The 16,317-nt window shown below is 62.8% G+C and carries 22 protein-coding genes; 21 read left to right on the top strand and 1 reads right to left on the bottom strand.

Annotated features, from left to right (window positions below):
- Window positions 1-150 precede the first annotated feature (150 nt).
- From G522_RS0106565 to G522_RS0106515, 11 genes are all read left to right on the top strand, one after another.
- Window positions 151-510, top strand: coding sequence for an HNH endonuclease (locus G522_RS0106565; RefSeq protein WP_245586615.1), 360 nt, complete (start codon window positions 151-153; stop codon window positions 508-510).
- A 180-nt stretch (window positions 511-690) separates the two neighbouring features.
- Entirely contained in the window at window positions 691-1,281 is a 591-nt protein-coding gene (locus G522_RS0106560; protein ID WP_026790355.1) for a phage terminase small subunit P27 family, read from the top strand.
- Entirely contained in the window at window positions 1,281-2,996 is a 1,716-nt protein-coding gene (locus G522_RS0106555; protein WP_084632916.1) for a terminase large subunit, read from the top strand. Before G522_RS0106560 ends, G522_RS0106555 begins: the two co-directional genes overlap by 1 nt.
- Window positions 2,997-2,999: 3 nt before the next feature.
- On the top strand, window positions 3,000-4,238 hold the full coding sequence (locus G522_RS0106550; protein ID WP_026790353.1) for a phage portal protein: 1,239 nt from the start codon (window positions 3,000-3,002) through the stop codon (window positions 4,236-4,238).
- Between the two features lie 8 nt (window positions 4,239-4,246).
- A complete protein-coding gene (locus G522_RS0106545) occupies window positions 4,247-4,930 on the top strand; it encodes an HK97 family phage prohead protease (protein WP_026790352.1) in 684 nt (227 codons plus the stop codon).
- 1 nt (window position 4,931) lies between these two features.
- The gene (locus G522_RS0106540) at window positions 4,932-6,248 is read left to right on the top strand and encodes a phage major capsid protein (protein WP_051228390.1); all 1,317 of its coding nucleotides are present in this window, start codon (window positions 4,932-4,934) and stop codon (window positions 6,246-6,248) included.
- 91 nt (window positions 6,249-6,339) lie between these two features.
- On the top strand, window positions 6,340-6,774 hold the full coding sequence (locus G522_RS0106535) for a hypothetical protein (protein ID WP_026790350.1): 435 nt from the start codon (window positions 6,340-6,342) through the stop codon (window positions 6,772-6,774).
- Between the two features lie 57 nt (window positions 6,775-6,831).
- Window positions 6,832-7,107: a hypothetical protein gene (locus G522_RS0106530; RefSeq protein ID WP_026790349.1), complete on the top strand. Its 276-nt coding sequence runs from the start codon at window positions 6,832-6,834 to the stop codon at window positions 7,105-7,107.
- Between the two features lie 14 nt (window positions 7,108-7,121).
- On the top strand, window positions 7,122-7,727 hold the full coding sequence (locus G522_RS28885) for a head-tail connector protein (RefSeq protein ID WP_051228389.1): 606 nt from the start codon (window positions 7,122-7,124) through the stop codon (window positions 7,725-7,727).
- Window positions 7,724-8,068 (top strand): head-tail adaptor protein, encoded by a 345-nt coding sequence (locus G522_RS0106520; protein WP_026790348.1) that lies wholly within the window; start codon window positions 7,724-7,726, stop codon window positions 8,066-8,068. Before G522_RS28885 ends, G522_RS0106520 begins: the two co-directional genes overlap by 4 nt.
- A complete protein-coding gene (locus G522_RS0106515; RefSeq protein WP_026790347.1) occupies window positions 8,065-8,292 on the top strand; it encodes a hypothetical protein in 228 nt (75 codons plus the stop codon). The genes G522_RS0106520 and G522_RS0106515 overlap by 4 nt, the downstream gene beginning before the upstream one ends.
- Here G522_RS0106515 and G522_RS0106510 read toward each other — a convergent pair.
- A complete protein-coding gene (locus tag G522_RS0106510) occupies window positions 8,289-8,516 on the bottom strand; it encodes a hypothetical protein (protein WP_156886851.1) in 228 nt (75 codons plus the stop codon). The genes G522_RS0106515 and G522_RS0106510 overlap by 4 nt on opposite strands.
- 85 nt (window positions 8,517-8,601) lie before the next feature.
- Between G522_RS0106510 and G522_RS0106505 the strand changes: the two genes are divergently transcribed.
- The 10 genes from G522_RS0106505 to G522_RS0106460 all read left to right on the top strand — a co-directional run bounded on the left by G522_RS0106505 (window position 8,602) and on the right by G522_RS0106460 (window position 16,312).
- On the top strand, window positions 8,602-9,087 hold the full coding sequence (locus tag G522_RS0106505; RefSeq protein ID WP_051228388.1) for an HK97 gp10 family phage protein: 486 nt from the start codon (window positions 8,602-8,604) through the stop codon (window positions 9,085-9,087).
- Window positions 9,080-9,493, top strand: a complete 414-nt coding sequence (locus tag G522_RS0106500) for a DUF3168 domain-containing protein (RefSeq protein WP_026790344.1) — start codon at window positions 9,080-9,082, stop codon at window positions 9,491-9,493. Before G522_RS0106505 ends, G522_RS0106500 begins: the two co-directional genes overlap by 8 nt.
- Before the next feature lie 12 nt (window positions 9,494-9,505).
- On the top strand, window positions 9,506-9,931 hold the full coding sequence (locus tag G522_RS0106495; protein ID WP_026790343.1) for a phage major tail protein, TP901-1 family: 426 nt from the start codon (window positions 9,506-9,508) through the stop codon (window positions 9,929-9,931).
- A 2-nt stretch (window positions 9,932-9,933) separates the two neighbouring features.
- Window positions 9,934-10,272, top strand: a complete 339-nt coding sequence (locus G522_RS28880) for a hypothetical protein (RefSeq protein WP_051228387.1) — start codon at window positions 9,934-9,936, stop codon at window positions 10,270-10,272.
- Window positions 10,273-10,352: 80 nt separating this feature from the next.
- A complete protein-coding gene (locus G522_RS30470; protein WP_425414048.1) occupies window positions 10,353-10,472 on the top strand; it encodes a hypothetical protein in 120 nt (39 codons plus the stop codon).
- Window positions 10,465-12,471, top strand: coding sequence for a hypothetical protein (locus G522_RS0106480; protein WP_026790342.1), 2,007 nt, complete (start codon window positions 10,465-10,467; stop codon window positions 12,469-12,471). Before G522_RS30470 ends, G522_RS0106480 begins: the two co-directional genes overlap by 8 nt.
- Window positions 12,471-13,208 carry a hypothetical protein gene (locus G522_RS0106475; RefSeq protein ID WP_026790341.1) on the top strand — a complete coding sequence of 246 codons (738 nt, stop codon included), beginning with the start codon at window positions 12,471-12,473 and terminating at the stop codon, window positions 13,206-13,208. The genes G522_RS0106480 and G522_RS0106475 overlap by 1 nt, the downstream gene beginning before the upstream one ends.
- On the top strand, window positions 13,183-13,758 hold the full coding sequence (locus G522_RS0106470) for a hypothetical protein (RefSeq protein ID WP_026790340.1): 576 nt from the start codon (window positions 13,183-13,185) through the stop codon (window positions 13,756-13,758). Before G522_RS0106475 ends, G522_RS0106470 begins: the two co-directional genes overlap by 26 nt.
- Window positions 13,755-14,162 (top strand): DUF6950 family protein, encoded by a 408-nt coding sequence (locus G522_RS28875; RefSeq protein ID WP_051228386.1) that lies wholly within the window; start codon window positions 13,755-13,757, stop codon window positions 14,160-14,162. Before G522_RS0106470 ends, G522_RS28875 begins: the two co-directional genes overlap by 4 nt.
- The gene (locus G522_RS0106460; protein WP_026790339.1) at window positions 14,159-16,312 is read left to right on the top strand and encodes a phage tail protein; all 2,154 of its coding nucleotides are present in this window, start codon (window positions 14,159-14,161) and stop codon (window positions 16,310-16,312) included. The genes G522_RS28875 and G522_RS0106460 overlap by 4 nt, the downstream gene beginning before the upstream one ends.
- The last annotated feature ends 5 nt before the right edge of the window (window positions 16,313-16,317 follow it).

Below are 16,317 nucleotides of genomic sequence, written 5' to 3'. Positions count from 1 at the left end.
CGCGTGGGGTGATCCTGTAGGCCATCTCGATGGAGATGAGGCCCGGCCCCAATCCAGCCGACGGGGCTTCCGTCTTCGGCACAAAGGTTTTCTATGCGGCGCTCTCCGGCAACGGTGGGCGCCTTTTTCGTGGGGTAGCGCTTGCCGACGATGCCACCGCTGTTCCGTCCGTCCGGCTCGCGAACCAAGGCACAGCGAGACCGCGAGGCAGACCAGCGGCGCGGCTCGGCCCGCGAGCGCGGCTACACCACCAGGTGGGACAAGGCACGCAAGGGCTACCTGCTGTCCCATCCGCTGTGCGCCTACTGCGAGGCCGAAGGCCAAGTGACGCCGGCCACGCTTGTCGATCATCTCTACCCGCAACAGACCTACCCTGAAACCTTCTGGGAAACAGACTGGTGGGTGCCGTGTTGCAAGCCCTGCCATGATGGGCCGAAGCAGCGGGCCGAGCGCGAAGGCAAAGCCGCCATCGACGCCCTGGCCAAGCGCCTCGGCCGACCGCTACTGTGAAACACGTGTTTCACGCCTTGTCCGCCTAAACCGAACACATACGCGTACAAGTGAAACGAGCGGGCAGGGGGGGGGCGTAAAAAGTCTGGCACCTTCCAACTGCGGACCGGCGGGGTAGTCAAATGTGTTTGGGCGCGGGTTTTGGGAGAATTTTTTTATTGGCATGGAGGCGGGTGACTGATGGGACGGCGTGGACCCAAGCCAGAGCCGGCATCGGTTAAGCTCGCCAAGGGTAACTCGGCGCGGCGGCCGATCGGCACCGATCCGGTGACGGAAAACAGGACGGCCGGAACGATCGAACCGCCGGACTGGCTCGACGAGCAGGGCAAAACGGTCTGGGCGCGGCTGGCGCCGCGGCTCGTCGCCATGAAGTTGCTATCGGAAGTCGATGTCGGCGCATTTGCGCGCTACTGCAGCGACTACGCCATGTGGGTTGAGCTGCGCGGCAAGACGAAAACCGATGGCGCGATCTACACCATCGTCACGGCCAGCGGCACGGTGCGCCGGCCAGACCCAACCTTCGTGATGTGCGTGCGCCTCAATCGCGAGCTGATGTCGGCCGAGGATCGCTTCGGCCTCAACCCGGCGGAACGGCAGCGGATCTTCGCGGCGCGTGCCGTTGGTGGCGCCGGGGCCGGCGATGTCGATTTGTTCGGCCATCCGACGGGCCAAAAGGACGGCAAGAAGCCAGCCAGGAAAAGCGATGCGCCGCAGGCAACGCCGGCTCGGCCAACAACCGCAATCGGACTGCTCGGAAACCGACTGAACTGATGGACGCACAAGTTGGAACGGCCAAGTGGGCGCGATCACGGCGCCGGCCTCGCGGTGTTTTGATCAATGCGGTTTGGGATGCGGGCGAACGCGTCTGGCGGATCGGGGATTACTGGTTCGATGAAGCCGCCGCCGAGGCGGCCGTGCGGTTTTTCCCAGAGCATCTGTGCTTCACGGCTGGCGAATGGTCTGGCCAGCCTTTTGAACTCGAAGATTGGCAGGCCGACGACATCATCCGCCCGTTGTTCGGTTGGAAACGCCCGGACGGAACGCGACAGTATCGCCGTTGCTACGTGTGGATCGCTCGCAAGAACGGCAAAACGGAACTGGCGGCAGGTATCGCGTTGTTGATGCTGCTCGGCGACGGTGAGCCGGGCGGCCAGGTCTATGCGATCGCGACGGACGAACCGCAGGCGCGCATCGTTTTCGACAAAACGGTGACCATGGTCGGCAAGTCGCCGACGCTGTCGAACGACCTGACGTGCCTCAAGCCGTCGATCTACTGCCCGGCACTGAACGCGTCGTTCAAACCGCTGTCGGGCCGCCCGACGGGCAAGCACGGGTTCAACGCTTCGGGGCTCGTGGGCGACGAGATCCACGAGTGGCCGAACGGCGACTTGTACACGTTCGTTCATGACAGCGAGTCGGCGCGCCGGCAGCCGCTTGAGTTTCTGATTTCGACGGCCGGTCAGCGCGGCGGCTACGGCGAGGAAATCTGGGACGAGTGCGTGAAGATCCGCGACGGCGTGATCGACGACCCGGAAACGCTGGTGATCATCTACGCCGCCGATCCGGATGACGATTGGACGCTTGAGACAACCTGGCGCAAGGCCAACCCGAACCTTGGCGTTTCCACCAAACTGGACGCCATGGAGTCGGCGGCCCGCCGCGCCAGGCAGCTACCGCGCCTCGAAAACGACTTCAAACGCTACCGGCTGAACATCTGGACCGAGCAGGCGGTGCGCTGGCTGCCGATCGACGCGGTTGACGATGAGGGCAATCGCTTCGGCTGGGATCACTGTATCGGACCGACGTCATGGCGCGAGCTTGAAGAGAAGCTGATCGGCAAGCGCTGCTTCGGCGGCCTCGACCTGTCGGCGGTGATCGACCTGTCATCGCTAGTCTGGTGGTTCCCGGTGCAAGACGGCCTCGATGTTCCGGTGGTGGTGCCTCGCTTCTTTAAGCCGGAAATGCTGATCAAGGAACACGGACGGCGCGACAAACTGCCCTACGAACAGTGGGTGCGCGACGGCGCGCTGATCGCCACGCCGGGCAACGTCGTCGACTATGAGTATGTGCGCAGACAAATCCTGGCCGATGGCGAGAAATTCAAGATCGCTTTCGCCGGTAGCGGCGCCACGGCGGACAATGAAAAGTCGATTGCCATTGACCGGTGGAACGCCATCGAAACGGCAGTGCGACTGACTGACGAAGGACTTGCCGTGGCGCTGTTCGGCCAGGGCTACGCATCGATGTCGGCTCCCTCGAAAGAGCTTGAGCGGCTCGTGATGTCGAACGGCTTCCACCATGGCGGCCATCCGATGCTGCGGCGACATGCCCAGGTGGTAGCCATCGAAAGCGATCCGGCCGGCAACATCAAACCGGCCAAGAACAAGTCAGCCGAGCGCATCGACGGCATTGTGGCTGGCGTCATGGCAATCGGTATCGCGCTCGCGGCGCCGGCCGTCGAAACGAAGTCATTTTGGGAGAGCTGACGAATGGGCCTGTTGGGCAAGCTCCAGTTCTGGAAAAGCGAGCGCAAGGCCACGTCGGAAGATATCTGGCGCGAGCTATATGGCGGACGCCGTTCGAAATCGGGTCAGGCCGTCAACTGGGAAAATGCCCTCAAGGTTACGACTGTTTTGGCGTGTGCCCGCGTTCTTGGTAATGGCGTTGCCCAGATCCCGCTGAAAATCATGCGCGAGTCCGGGGGGCGGCGCGTCGAAGCGACGGACCACCAGCTTTACAAGCTGTTCCGGTTCAAGCCAAATTCCTGGCAAACGCCTTCAGAATTCAAGCGTATGATCGTGTGGCACATGGTGCTTGCCGGCAACGCGTTCGTCTGGATCGGCCGTGTCGGCAATGCTCGCCGCATTGTTGCTTTGGAGCCGATCGAGCCTAGCCGCGTGACTGTGCGGAGGTCAAGCACAGGCACACTCACTTACGAAGTCAGAGCCGACGATGGTTCATATGCCGTCATGTCATCGGCTGAAATCTGGCACCTTCGGGCACCGTCTTGGAATGGCTGGATGGGGCTCGACAGCGTGAAGCTGGCGCGAGAGGCAATTGGCCTGGCGCTTGCGACTGAAGAGGCGCACGCCGAGTTTCACGCGAACGGTGCAAAGGTCAGCGGTGTTTACAGCGTCGATGGCAAGATGGGTAAAGAACAGTACGAACTGATCACCCAGTTTCTTGAAAAACATGCGACTGGCGGAAAAGACGCCGGCAAGCCGCTTGTGCTCGATATGGGCGCAAAGTGGCAGCAGCAGCAAATGACTGGGGTCGATGCCCAGCACCTTGAGACCAGACGCTTTCAGATCGAGGAAAACTGCCGCGCCTTCGGTGTGATGCCGATCATGATTGGTCATGCCGACAAGACGCAGACCTATGCGTCGAGCGAACAGCAGTTTCAGGCCCATGTCGTTCATGCGCTGTCGCCGATCTATGTCTATGTCGAGGAATCGATCAATGCATTCCTGATCGGCGAGGCCGATTTTGACGCGGGCGTCTACGCCAAATTCTTCCCGAATGGACTGCTTCGCGGTGTGGCCAAGGATCGGTCCGAGTTCTACGCCAAGGCGCTTGGCTCCGGCGGCACAAAAGGGTGGATGACACAAAACGAAGTGCGCGACGCGGAAGACATGGACCCGTCCGACGAACCGGAAGCAAACAAACTTCCGCAGCCGACGACTAAACCGGTAACCGGTTCCGCCACCATCGCCGACCCGCAAACGTGAGGGCAATCATGGACCGCATGGAAGTCAAGTTTGCGTCGGACAGCGTCGACGTGGAAACCGGTTCATTCACCGGCTACGGCGCCGTGTTTGGCAATGTCGACAGCTACGGCGACGTGATTGTGCCCGGCGCTTTCAAACAGTCCCTCAAGGATTGGAAGCGTGAGAAGGCATTGCCGCCCATGCTCTCCCAACACGGCGGCTGGATGATGGGCGACATGGACGCCATTCCCGTCGGCGTCTGGACAGACATGCAAGAAGACGATGTCGGGTTGAAGGTTGCCGGCCGCATCATCAATCTCGATACCGAGCGCGGAAAGACCATTCGCGGCGCGATGAAAGAGGGCGCGCTGAATGGCCTCTCCATCGGCTACCGAGCGAAAAAGTTCACGCTCGGTACCAAGCCGGATGAGCCGCGCCGCAAGCTGGAAATGATCGACCTGATCGAAACCTCCGTTGTTACGTTTCCGGCCAACGGTCTCGCCCGCGTCGATCCCGGCTCGGTCAAATCGGCCCACGGCATCAAGACAATTCGAGACTTCGAGGACTTCCTGCGGGATGCAGGCGGCTTCTCGCACGCGGCCGCCAAGCGGATTGCCGCCGGCGGCTTCAAGGGACTGGACCCTCGGGACGAGGACGGGACCGACATCGTCGCGGCGCTGCGCCGCAACCTGAAAATCCTTGGAGCAAACTGACATGCCTGAGATGGATGAGATCAAGTCCCTGATCGAAACGCAGGGCAAGGCCTTCGAGGCCTTTAAGGCGACCCTTGAGGAAGCCAAGAAGCACGACGCGCTCACCGACGAGAAGCTGTCGAAGATCGAAAAGGATCTTGACGCTGCCGTCGAAGCGAAAAGCAAGATCGAAGCAGCGCTGACGGCCGAGCGCAAGGAACGCGAGGACCTGGAGCTGCGCCTTTCCCGCAAGGGCAGCGCATCGGACGACAAGTCGGCGATCGAGCTGAAGCAGCTCAACACCGTGCTGGCCGCCGAAGCTGCCAAGAAAGGCGTCAGCTTCGCCCCACTCAACGCCGCCGAGGGTGATGCCTATCGCAAGGGGTTCTCCACCTATCTGCGCAAGGGCGAAAAGGTGATCGGTGCCGATGAGTCCAAGGCCATGAGCGTCGGCGGCGATCCGGATGGCGGCTATTTCGTGACGCCGGACGTCGGCGGCCGGATCGTGACCAAGGTGTTCGAGTCCTCGCCGATCCGCCAGATCGCCGACGTGATGTCGATCGGGTCCGACAAACTGGAAGGCATGGAAGATCGCGACGAAGCCGACGCTGGCTGGGTGGCCGAAAAGGGCACGCGCGCCGATACTGGTACGCCGCAAGTCGGCAAGTGGTCGATCGAAGCGTTCGAGATGTATGCCCAGCCGAAGGCAACGCAGAAGCTGCTCGACGACGCCAGCGTCGATATCGAAAGTTGGTTGGCCGGCAAGTTGGCCGACAAGTTTGCGCGCACGGAGGCGTCGGCGTTCGTCGTTGGAAATGGCGCCGGCAAGCCGACTGGCTTCACAGCGTATGCGACTGCGGCCGACAGTGGTTCCGGCGTCGATTGGGGAAAGATCGGCTACGTCGTTTCCGGAAAGAATGGCGATTTCGCCGACGCCAACCCGGCCGACAAGTTGTTCGATCTGGTCGGATTGCTGCGTGACCAGTATCTCGGAAATGCGCGGTTCGTGACCCGCCGCGCCGTGATCACCAAGATTCGCAAGTTCAAGGATGGCCAGGGCCAGTACCTGTGGGCGCCCGGTCTCGCCGCCGGCCAGCCAGAGCAGATCCTGAGTTATCCGGTGACTCGCGCGGAAGACATGCCGGCACTCGCAACGGGAAGCTTCTCTTTGTCGTTCGGTGACTTCCGACAGGGTTATCAGATCGTCGACCGGCTGGGCGTTCGCACGCTGCGCGATCCCTACACGGCCAAGCCGTATGTCGTCTTCTACTCAATCAAGCGAGTGGGTGGCGGCGTGATCGACTTCGACGCCATCAAGCATCTTAAGTTCGCGGCCTGATCCCGACTGCTGCGCGTTTCGGCGCGCGGCGTGCGTCCGGCGCCCGGCTTGAGTTGGGCGCCTCACCATCCTCAATCATCAGGAGAGTGCAATGCACCTCATCAGCGACAATCTCGAAGTGCGCTATGTCGGCGCGGCCATTGCTGCCGGCGCGTCGATCGATGGCAATTCGAGCCGTATCGACATGGCCGATTATGAATCGGTGCTGTTCGTTTCGACGATCACCGATAGCGTCGCTACCGGCGTGGCCACTCTGAAGGTCGAAGAAAACGACGATGACAGCGACACCGGCATGGCCGCCGTCACCGATGCGTCGGCGACCAAGACGTGCGCCAGCAATGACGACATCAACGGCACGCTGCTTGCCGTCGAGTATCGCCTGCCGTCCAAGCGCTATGTGCAGGCGGTGCGGACGTCGTCGGCGGCCAACATCGCCTATGGCGAGGTGATCGCCATTCTGACGCCGCGACGCAAGCCAGCGGTGCAGGGGGCAACCGTTTCCGATCTCGCCGCCGTTTCCAACTGATCACATCAACCTGGCGCGCCGGACCATCCGGCGCGGCCTTTTCAGGGGTAAACGATCATGGCAGCGGGTTTTCGCCAGGGCGACCAGGCCCTGCTCATTGATGGCATCGCGGTGACCGCTTCGGCCGCCGAATTGAATACGCTCGATGGCGTGACGGCATCGGCCGCCGAGATCAACAAGCTGGACGGTGCGGGTGCTGTCGTGGCGTCCGGCACGCAGGCATCTGCCATTGCTGCGCCGACCGGCGGCACGACGACCGATGCGGAGGCACGCGCGGCAATCAACTCCATCCGCCTCGCACTCATTGCATTCGGTATCACGGCCTCCTCGTGACGGGAGCTTTCAGCATGATCCACGCGCAACGGCCTCAGCTGGAGGCGGGCCCGACGGCTGTGCCGGTCAGTCTACTCGAAGCCAAGGAACATTTGCGCGTGGATTTCGAGGACGACGATACGCTGATCACTTCGATGATCGCCGCCGTCGTCGGACACCTTGATGGATGGTCCGGCATACTTGGCAGGTGTCTGGTCAATCAGTCGTGGTCGCAAAGCTTTGATGGTTTTCCAGATTGTCGCCGCTTGCCGCTACCGTTCGTTGGCGCGTCATCGGTAATGGTCAGCTATTATCCTTATGGATCGGACGTGCTGCAGACGCTCAATGCGTCGCTCTGGTCGATAAGTCGCGATGCCCTCGGCGATGCGGTGATGCTCAACACCAATGGCACCTGGCCCGCAACCGCCGATCGTATCGACGCGGTAAAGGTGACGGCGACCTACGGTTATGGTCCTACGGTTACAACCATTCCTCCAGCTATCAAGGCGGCGATCCTGCTTATGATTGGCGATCTTTATGCCAACCGTGAGACAATGGTCACCGGAACGATCGCCACTGAAATTCCGATGTCGACCACTGTTCATGCGCTGCTCATGCCGCATCGGCGGGTGGCAACATGATCCCGGCCGGAAAGCTGCGCAATCGCTGCGTTTTTCAGGTGGAAACGCAGGTGCCGGATGGCGGCGGCGGGTATGAATTGGGCTGGGCGGCGGTTACCGGGGGCGCGGTGCGCGGGCGGTATCTGCCGGCGAGCCCACGCGAGGACGTGCGGGCTGGGCGACTTGAAGCGGCCGAGGCTGGGGTGCTGACGGTTCGTTCTTCGTCGGTGACGCGGGCGATCACCAGCGCAAACCGCGTGCTGATCGACGATATCGCCTATGCCATCAAAGGTGGCCCGACCGACTTCGACCAGCGGCGTGAGGCGCTGGACTTCAAGGTTGAGCGCGGAGTGGCATCATGACAAAGACAGTTGGTACTATCGACCTCATTCTAGAGGTTCGATGGTTCGTTCGCCCAGCGTTGAAAGTAGCGGCTGCCTTTTGCATGCTGCTCTATCTTGTGACGCCGGACAGGATGTTCCAGAGATCATATCCAGTGATCATGAAAGCTGTGGCCGCAGCACTCGCCAAGTATGGCACTCGCGTGAAACTGGCCCGTGATCATAAAGCCGCCTTCACGCATTAGCCTTCGATGTCTTCTTTGGCTGGCGGCGGCGCCCACATGGCGCCGATCAGCCGATCGCAGGCGGCATCGACAGTATGCATCACGGCTGCGAGGCCGATCAAAGTGAAGCCGCCGAAGATGCTGACGGCCGCGAGAATCTGGTGAATGGCGCTTTGCGCGAACACCAACGCCAGCATGCCGAATGCTATTCCGACGAGACCGACCGAAAACAAGATGACGCGCATGGCGGGCGTGTTCCTCACGTTGCCGCATCGTCGCGCCTCGCTGCCCGCCTGTCGATAGATAAAAACGCTAGAGAACAGGAAACCCATGGCCGTCGCCGTTTCCATGAAAGTGCGGGGCAAAGACCGTTTGCGCGCCAAGCTGCAGCGCCTGTTGCCGGAAGCCGTGTTTGAAGAGATGACGGCAGCGGCTATCGATAGCGGCAATGAAATGGTGATGACCGCGAAGAACTTCGTTCCGGTCGATACCGGCGGACTGCGCGACAGCATCGCGGCCACTGGACCCGGCGAGACGACGCCGCCCTATTCGCAGCCAGGCGGGTCGATGACGGTGCCGGAGGGTGCGGTGATGGTGACGGCCGGCGACACGCAAAACCGAATTGCTCACCTCGTCGAATACGGCACGGCGCCGCACATCAACCAGGGCCTCTACCCGGGTACGCAACACCCCGGCACGCATCCTCAGCCGTTCTTCTGGCCGGCCTATCGCATCGTGCGGCCTCGGCATCAGCGGCGGGCCAACAAGGCGTTGCGCGACGCCATCAAGAAGGTGGGAAGCACGGGCGATGGCTGATTATTCCTGGCCGCTGCAACAGTCCGTCTACGCGCGGATCACCGGGGCGTCGCCGGCCGTGGCCGGTGGCCGATGCTTCGACCACGTGCCGGATGATGCGGTCTTCCCCTACAATCGGATCGATGGCGCGCAGGCCATGCCGGACACCGGAACCAAAAATGGCGCCAACGGCGACGATGGTACCGTTAGCTATATCGATATCCATAGCTTCTCGCGCTATCGCGGGGGCAAGGAGCTGCTCGACATCTCCAGCCGGCTGCACGACCTGTTCGACGGCCAGGCCTTGACCGTCACCGGGCGGTCTTCGGCGCTCTGCTTCATCGACTCCACGCGAGGTCCGCTGCGGGAAGCGGACGGCCTGACACGCCACCTCATCACCACGCTGAAAATCATCCATCGAAGCTGACAGGAGACAAAGATGACCGCATCGCTTGGACGGGCAATCCTGCTGAAGCGGGATACCTCGGCGACATCGACACCGAGCTATACCACGGTCGGCGGCATCAAAAGCCGGACGATCACCGTCAATCGGGAAACCGTCGATGTTACCAACTCCGACTCCCTCAATCAGTGGCGCGAACTGCTGGCCGATGCGGGCATTCGCTCCATGTCGGTCAGTGGCTCTGGCGTATTTGCCAGTGACGCGGCTGCAAAGGCTGTCGTGGCTGAGGTGGTCAGCGGCACCGCGTTTCGGAAATGGCAGCTGGTGGTGCCGGGCCTCGGCACCTTCGAGGGCCTGTTTGCCGTGACGCAGTGCGAGTTCGCCGGTGAGCACAACGGTGAGGAAACTTACTCGATGTCGCTCGAAAGCGCCGCTGCCCTCACGTTCACGGCGGAGACCTGATCGTGGCGGTGAACGCGGAACGCGGCGAGGTGGAAGTGTCAGTCGGCGGGCGCCGGCTGACGCTTGCCGTCACCATGGATGGCCTGGCGCGGCTGTCGACGGCCATCGGCGCCAGAGGGCTGGACGATATCAACAACCGGCTGTCGCACAATGAGCCATTCGCCGTGCGAGAGGCCGTCGAAATCTTCGGCACTGACAAAGAGGTTGCCCGGAAAGCCGCGGCGGCGATGAAGCCGGTCGAGCTGTTCGACGCCTCCGCGGCTGTCGTGGCGGCGCTACTCATCGCCTTTGAGGTTCCCAAGAACCAGGGAAACGCGGAGGCCGCAGGGGAAAGCGGCTGACGGGGCTGCCCCTGCGGGAATGGCTGGGTTTCACGGTCACCAGCCTTGGCCATTCGCCCGCCGTGTTCTGGTCGATGACGGTGCGTGAGTTTTTTGCCGCCGTCGACCGCTGGAATGAAGAAAACTCCGACCCCAACGACACCGAACCGCTGCTGGGCGACGAACTGGCCCAGCTGATGGAGCGCTATCCCGATGGCTGACGATTTCCAGCGCCTTGCCGTTCTGATCGAAGCAAACACCAAGTCCTATGAACGGGCCATGGTGCGGCTTGAACAGAAGACCGACAAGGCGCTGAAGGGTGTCAAGACATCGCTGGACGGCACAGGCCGCAGCTTCGACGCCTTTTCGGCGAAGATCTCGTCGCAGGCAATGACGACCGGCAAAGCCATTGCAGCCGGTTTGGTGGGTGGGCTGGCTGGTGGATTGGCGATCGGATCGATTGCCGCCCTGCCGCAGCTGGTCAGCCAGGTCACCGGATCGCTCGACGACCTGCAGACTGAAGCGGAAAAGCTGAAGCTGCCGGTTGAAGAGCTGCAACGCTGGCAGTTCGCGGCGGCCGAGACGGACGTCACCAACGAGCAGTTGGAAGGTGCCTTTACCTCGCTGACGCGTAAGATCGGCGATGCGGCGAGGGATGTGGATGGGCCGGCCAACCAGGCCTTCAGCCGGCTGGGCATCAATGTGCTGACGGCCAGTGGCAGCGTCAAATCCATGACGCAGATCGTGATGGAACTATCAGCCGCTATCAGCGCCATGCCAACGCAGGAAGAGCGGTTCGCCGCCATGTTCGCATTGGCCAAGGAAAACGGCGCGGAATTGGTGCGTTTGCTGGAAGGTGGACCGGACGCCATCAAGGAAATGATGCGCCGGGCCGATGACCTCGGTATAGTGATCGATTCCGAATTGGTCCAACGCGGCGCGGATCTCAACCGGCAATTTGAAATCGTCACGGCAACGGTATCAACCAAGCTGAAGGTTGCCATTGTCGAGGCAGCCGCCGCCCTACAGGCATTTCTCAACATGTTCCCGTCGGGCGGGATATCGTTGGGCTTGGGTAGCGGTTCCTCTACGGCTGGCGGCAAGGTAGGCGCGGCGGCCGGTGCGCAGCTCGACGCGCGAGCCAAGGCAGCCAAGGCGCTGGCCGCTGCCTTGACGGCGACCAAGGGCGATCTGCCTGAAATTGGCGACTGGTCCAACGTGCGCGCGTCCGCCTCGGCGGATAATGCCGCGAGCCTTGCCAAGCTGGCGGCCGATCAGAAGGCCGCCGCCGATCGAAAGGCCTATGATGCTTTCGAGAACTATCGGAATGCGGCCGTCCAACAACAGGCGAACAAAGGAACGACGGCGCACGATGCCGAGGTGAAGGCAGCCAAAGCGGCGAGCCGATCCGGCAGCCGTTCGACGGCGCGTGACCCCTATGCCGATGAGGTGAAACACCTCGAGCAAAGCACGCAGGCCATGCAGGCCTATGGTGACATGCTAATTCGCTACAACGGCAACGCCGACCGTGCCCAGGTGGCCACGGATCTGCTGTCGGCCGCGTTCAAGAAGGGGTCGCAGATCACGCCGGAGATGCAAGGGGCGATCGATGCGCTGTCGCTGAAGTATGACGAGGCACGGCAACGGTCGGACGACCTCTACGACAGCAGCCAGCGGATGACCGACCTGTTCAATGAGATGAACGACACAGGCAAGGATCTGCTCGGCGGCTTCATTTCCGATCTGCGGGCTGGAAAATCGGAGACAGAGGCGCTTACCAACGCGCTCGATCGCCTGATCGACAAAGCGATGGATTCAGCTTTGGACGGCCTGTTCAACATGGGCGGCCAGAAGAACGGCGGCTTGTTCGGCACCTTGTTCAATGGTCTGTTTGGCGGCTTGTTGGGTGGATCATCGTCGACACCAGGCGGTATCGGACACCGCGACGGTGGCGGCAGCGTCTATGCCAGCCATCCCTACCAGATCAACGAACGTCGCAACGAGATCTTCGTGCCCGATACATCCGGCAAGATCCGGCGGCCCGGGGATGCCGGTTTTGGCGGGCCGAGCATCACCTATGCGCCGACGATCGACGCGCGCGGCGCTGACGCCAGCGCGGTGGCGCGGCTGGAGCGTGCCATGCAGGCCGACCGCAAGGCTTTTGCCAAGAACGTGCTGGGCGTGCAGAAGGTCGCCAGCATGCGCCGGACGGTGGTGTGATGGCGCGGTTGATTTCCTGGCCGATCGGCCTTGACTGGACGTCGCGCGAGCCGCTTTCCGGGCCGAGGGCCGTCGGTTCCGGCTCGTCGGAAAGCGTCGCTTCGTTCGTCCAGACGTTTTCGTCGCCCTTCGGGCTATGGCGCTGGCAGTTTTCCCTGCCGGCGCTGCGTGGCCAGCTGGCTAGGCGCTATCGCGGCATGGTGACGGCGCTGCACGGCGGCGCCAACGCGGTCCGCGTCGATTTCAAAGACCCGGACGGGCTTTCCTGGGACGATCTCGGCATCAAAATGGACGTCCAGCGCGAGCTGATCGGCGAACCATGGAGCAACGGGCAGCCCTGGCGCCTGGCCGGAGATCCGTTCGGTGGCCAGAACTGGCGCCCGGGCAAGCCATGGGAAACCGTCGCGGCGGCGGCAGCGCGCGGCGATAGCATTGTGACGCTGGGCACAGGAAGTTTCGGCCCGAAACTCGATGCGGGGGATCTGTTCGGCTTTGTTGGCGTCTTTGCCGTGCACGTGGTTACCGAGGTGCTAAGCGGTGGACGTTTCCGCGTCTGGCCGCCGCTGCGCCGCGCCATCACGACGGCCGATTACGCGACGTTGACGCCGGTGATGGCGATGCGCCTTGAGGGCGAAAGCGGCGCCAACCTGCCGCGCGGCGTCACCGTCATGGAAAACCTGGCGATCACCCTCGTTGAAGTGGAACACCGGCATGTCGCTCAGTTTTTCGCCGACTGAGGCAGTAGCGCTGGCAGCGCCACACGTGGCGCGAGCGTGGCTGGTGGAGTTCGATCTGCCGTCGGGCCTGTTGCGGCTGCATTCCGGCGCCGGGGTGGTGACGGTTGGCGGGCGGGAATGGAGCGGCGTCTCCGATCCGACGATTCCCGGGCGGATGGTGAGCGTCGGACAGGTGCAAGAACCGCGGTTCGGCGCGGCGGCGGCCATCACCTTTCAGCTGGGCGGCGTCACGGCTGACTTTCTCAAGTCGCTGCGTAAGGTCGCCGTCGAGGGACGGTCGGCCAAGGTCTATTTCGCGACGTTCGACGGCGAGACGCAACAAGTGATCGGCTCGCCGAGGCTGCTTTTCCCGCGCGGGCGGATGACGGCGCCGGCCAGACGCTGGGAGGGTATCGGCATTCGCACCGTCGAGATCACCGTGGAAAACGTGTTCTCGTCGCTCAACTATGCGCCCGGCGGACGCTGGAACCAGGCCGACCAGCGGCGGCGCTATCCCGGCGACAAGGGTCTTGATTTCATCGGCGTCGACGTGGTGGAGAATTGGCAATGACGCGGATCGAGCGATTGCGTGACTATGTTGGCCAGTTCGTCGGCAAGCCTGTGACATGGGGTACCGACGATTGCTCGGCCATGGTGGCGGCATGGGTGGCGCAGGAGACCGGCGTTGCGGTGCCGCTGCCGGTCTATGCCAGCCGAGGCGAGGCGGGCGCTTTGATCGCCGCAGCGGGGTCGCTGACGGCCATCTGGGATAGACTGGCCGCAGACGTCGGGCTGATGGAAACCGGGCTGCCGGAGATCGGCGACGTCGGAACCATCAAGACGGCACGTTTCGGCGAGGTGGGCGTGATCTTTCTGGCCAATGGCGTGGCCTACTGGCGGGAAGAGAAGGGCGTGACGCTGTTTCCCTATCGGTCGTTCATTCGGGCCTGGCGTATTCCGGAGCTTGGCGCATGACGCGGCTGGTGCATGCCTTTGTGCTGGCGCTTGGACTGCTGGTCGTCGGGGTATCACCGGCCGCAGCCGACCCCGGCACCATCGGTACGCTGTTCGTCGCCGGCATCAACGCCCTGTTCGGCGCCGGCACCATTGCCGGCACGGCGGTGATCGCCGGAAGCCTGACCGTGGCGCAGGCGATCGGCAGCGCCATTCTGCTGGCGGGGTCGCTGGCGCTATCGGCCTTCGCAACCTCTGGGCAGGATGGAAGCGGCTCGTCATCGTCGTCCTCTTCGATCGATCCGGGATCGGCCAAAGCAACATTTTCCGGTGAAGAGTCGGCGGCGCTGCGCGCCGTCGGGCGGGTGCGCATCGGGGGCGCCAAGGTGTTCGGCAATACGGTGGGGGACGATCGCTATCGGCTGATTGGCCACCTCGTTTCCGTCACGGCCGTCGAACAGTATTTCCTGGGTGGACGCGAGGTGGTGGTTGACGACGACGGATTCGTGGCCTCGGTGCCCTGGAGCTATGACGGCGGTAGCTATGCGCTTATTTCCGAGGACAACGGAAACCCCAACAAGGTCGCCTGGCCGGCGCTGATGTCGGCCTTTCCAGAACTATGGACCGCCGATCATCGGATGCGGGGCATTGCCCAGACGCTGATCCGCTACAAGAGCCCAGGCCTCAGTTCGTCCAAATACCTGTCGCTCTATTCCGGAGGCGCGCCAGATCTCGAAAAGGTGGTGCGTGGTGAGGCAATTTACGATCCTCGCACCGGCACGACGGCATGGACCGACAACGGCATTCTGGTGGCCTACCACCTGCATATGGCCCTCGACAGCCGGATGACGCTCGACGATTACGACGTCGATTTCATGAAATCCGAGGCCGATCGGGCCGACGTCATGGTCGCCACGCGGACCGGATTTGAACCGCGAGCCCGGGCCTGGGGCGTTTGGAGCGAGGAAACCAAGCGCTCGGAAACACTGCAAAGCCTGCTCGATTCCATTGGCGCCGAGCAGATCATGATCGGCGAAAAGATCGCTTTCCGGCTGATCGATGATGTACGCGAGGCAGAAGCGTCGATCGACGTCGTCCATGTGCTGTCGGTGTCGGACACGGCTGGGCCGCAGTCCGTCGAACGCCCCAACATCTGCGTCGTCAAATATTACTCGGAAGAACGAAATTTCGAGGTCACCGAAATCGACATGACCGGCATTGCCTGGGCGCGGATCGACGACGAGATCGCCGCAGCCGGCGTGCAGGAAATGACGGTGGAGCTGAAGTTCTGCCCGTCCGCTGCCCAGGCGCAGCGCATCGCGCGGCGGAAATTCGCCTTGGCCAGGGCCAACTCCGGAACCATTCGCACGAACTTCGCGGGACTGGCGGTGTGGGGCGCCCGGGTGGTCAGCCACCCCTCACCGGATGGAGATATCGTTGTATCGGAGATCGATGCGCCGAAGGTCGATGACGACTCGGGCGCGGTCGATATCTCCTACACCGAAGTGCCTGCCTTGACCGCATGGAACCCGGCGACGGATGAGGCACTGGCGCCCGATCTCATCCCGGAAATCGCCATCGACGCGGCGTTGACCACACCGTCGGCGCCGAGCGCGGTTGCCCTCGTGACGCTGATCGACGGCACGAGGGAAGTGCGCGCAACCTATGCGGTGGCAAGTTACACGCCGGAACTGGTAGCCCGCGCCCTCTTCGACCGCACGCGCACCAAGTGGCGGCTGATGGCCAAGGCGACGACGCTGGACGCCGATGACGGCGTTACGGTGCGGCTGACCTGGGCGCGCCAGGCCGGCGCCTATGCCGGCGCTGACAAGGCGTTTGCCAAGGTGCGCGTCTATGATGGGGACGACAGCTCCAACTGGTCGGCTGCCGGCAGTTTCGATGCCGCCGTTCCGCTCATTCCGGCGCTGCCGGTTCTGTCGTCGTCCGGCAGCGGCGCGACGCGCACAGTGAGGGTGCGGGCGCCCTATGACATCGCTTGCGTGGGGCTGGTGATCTGGCAGCTGCAGTCCGGCATCTCGACCAACTCCACCACGGCGGTTTTGCCGGGCGGCGTGATCGATCTCACCGTGCCAGCGGGCACCGTGGTCAATGCCGCCACGCTGGCGAGCCGCGACGGGCCGCAGTCCGAATGGGCCTCTCTGACCGCTTGAGGATC

Origin of the sequence: Pleomorphomonas oryzae DSM 16300, from assembly GCF_000422965.1 — a bacterium.
GTDB lineage: Bacteria > Pseudomonadota > Alphaproteobacteria > Rhizobiales > Pleomorphomonadaceae > Pleomorphomonas > Pleomorphomonas oryzae.
This window is presented reverse-complemented; position numbering and strand designations above follow the sequence as displayed.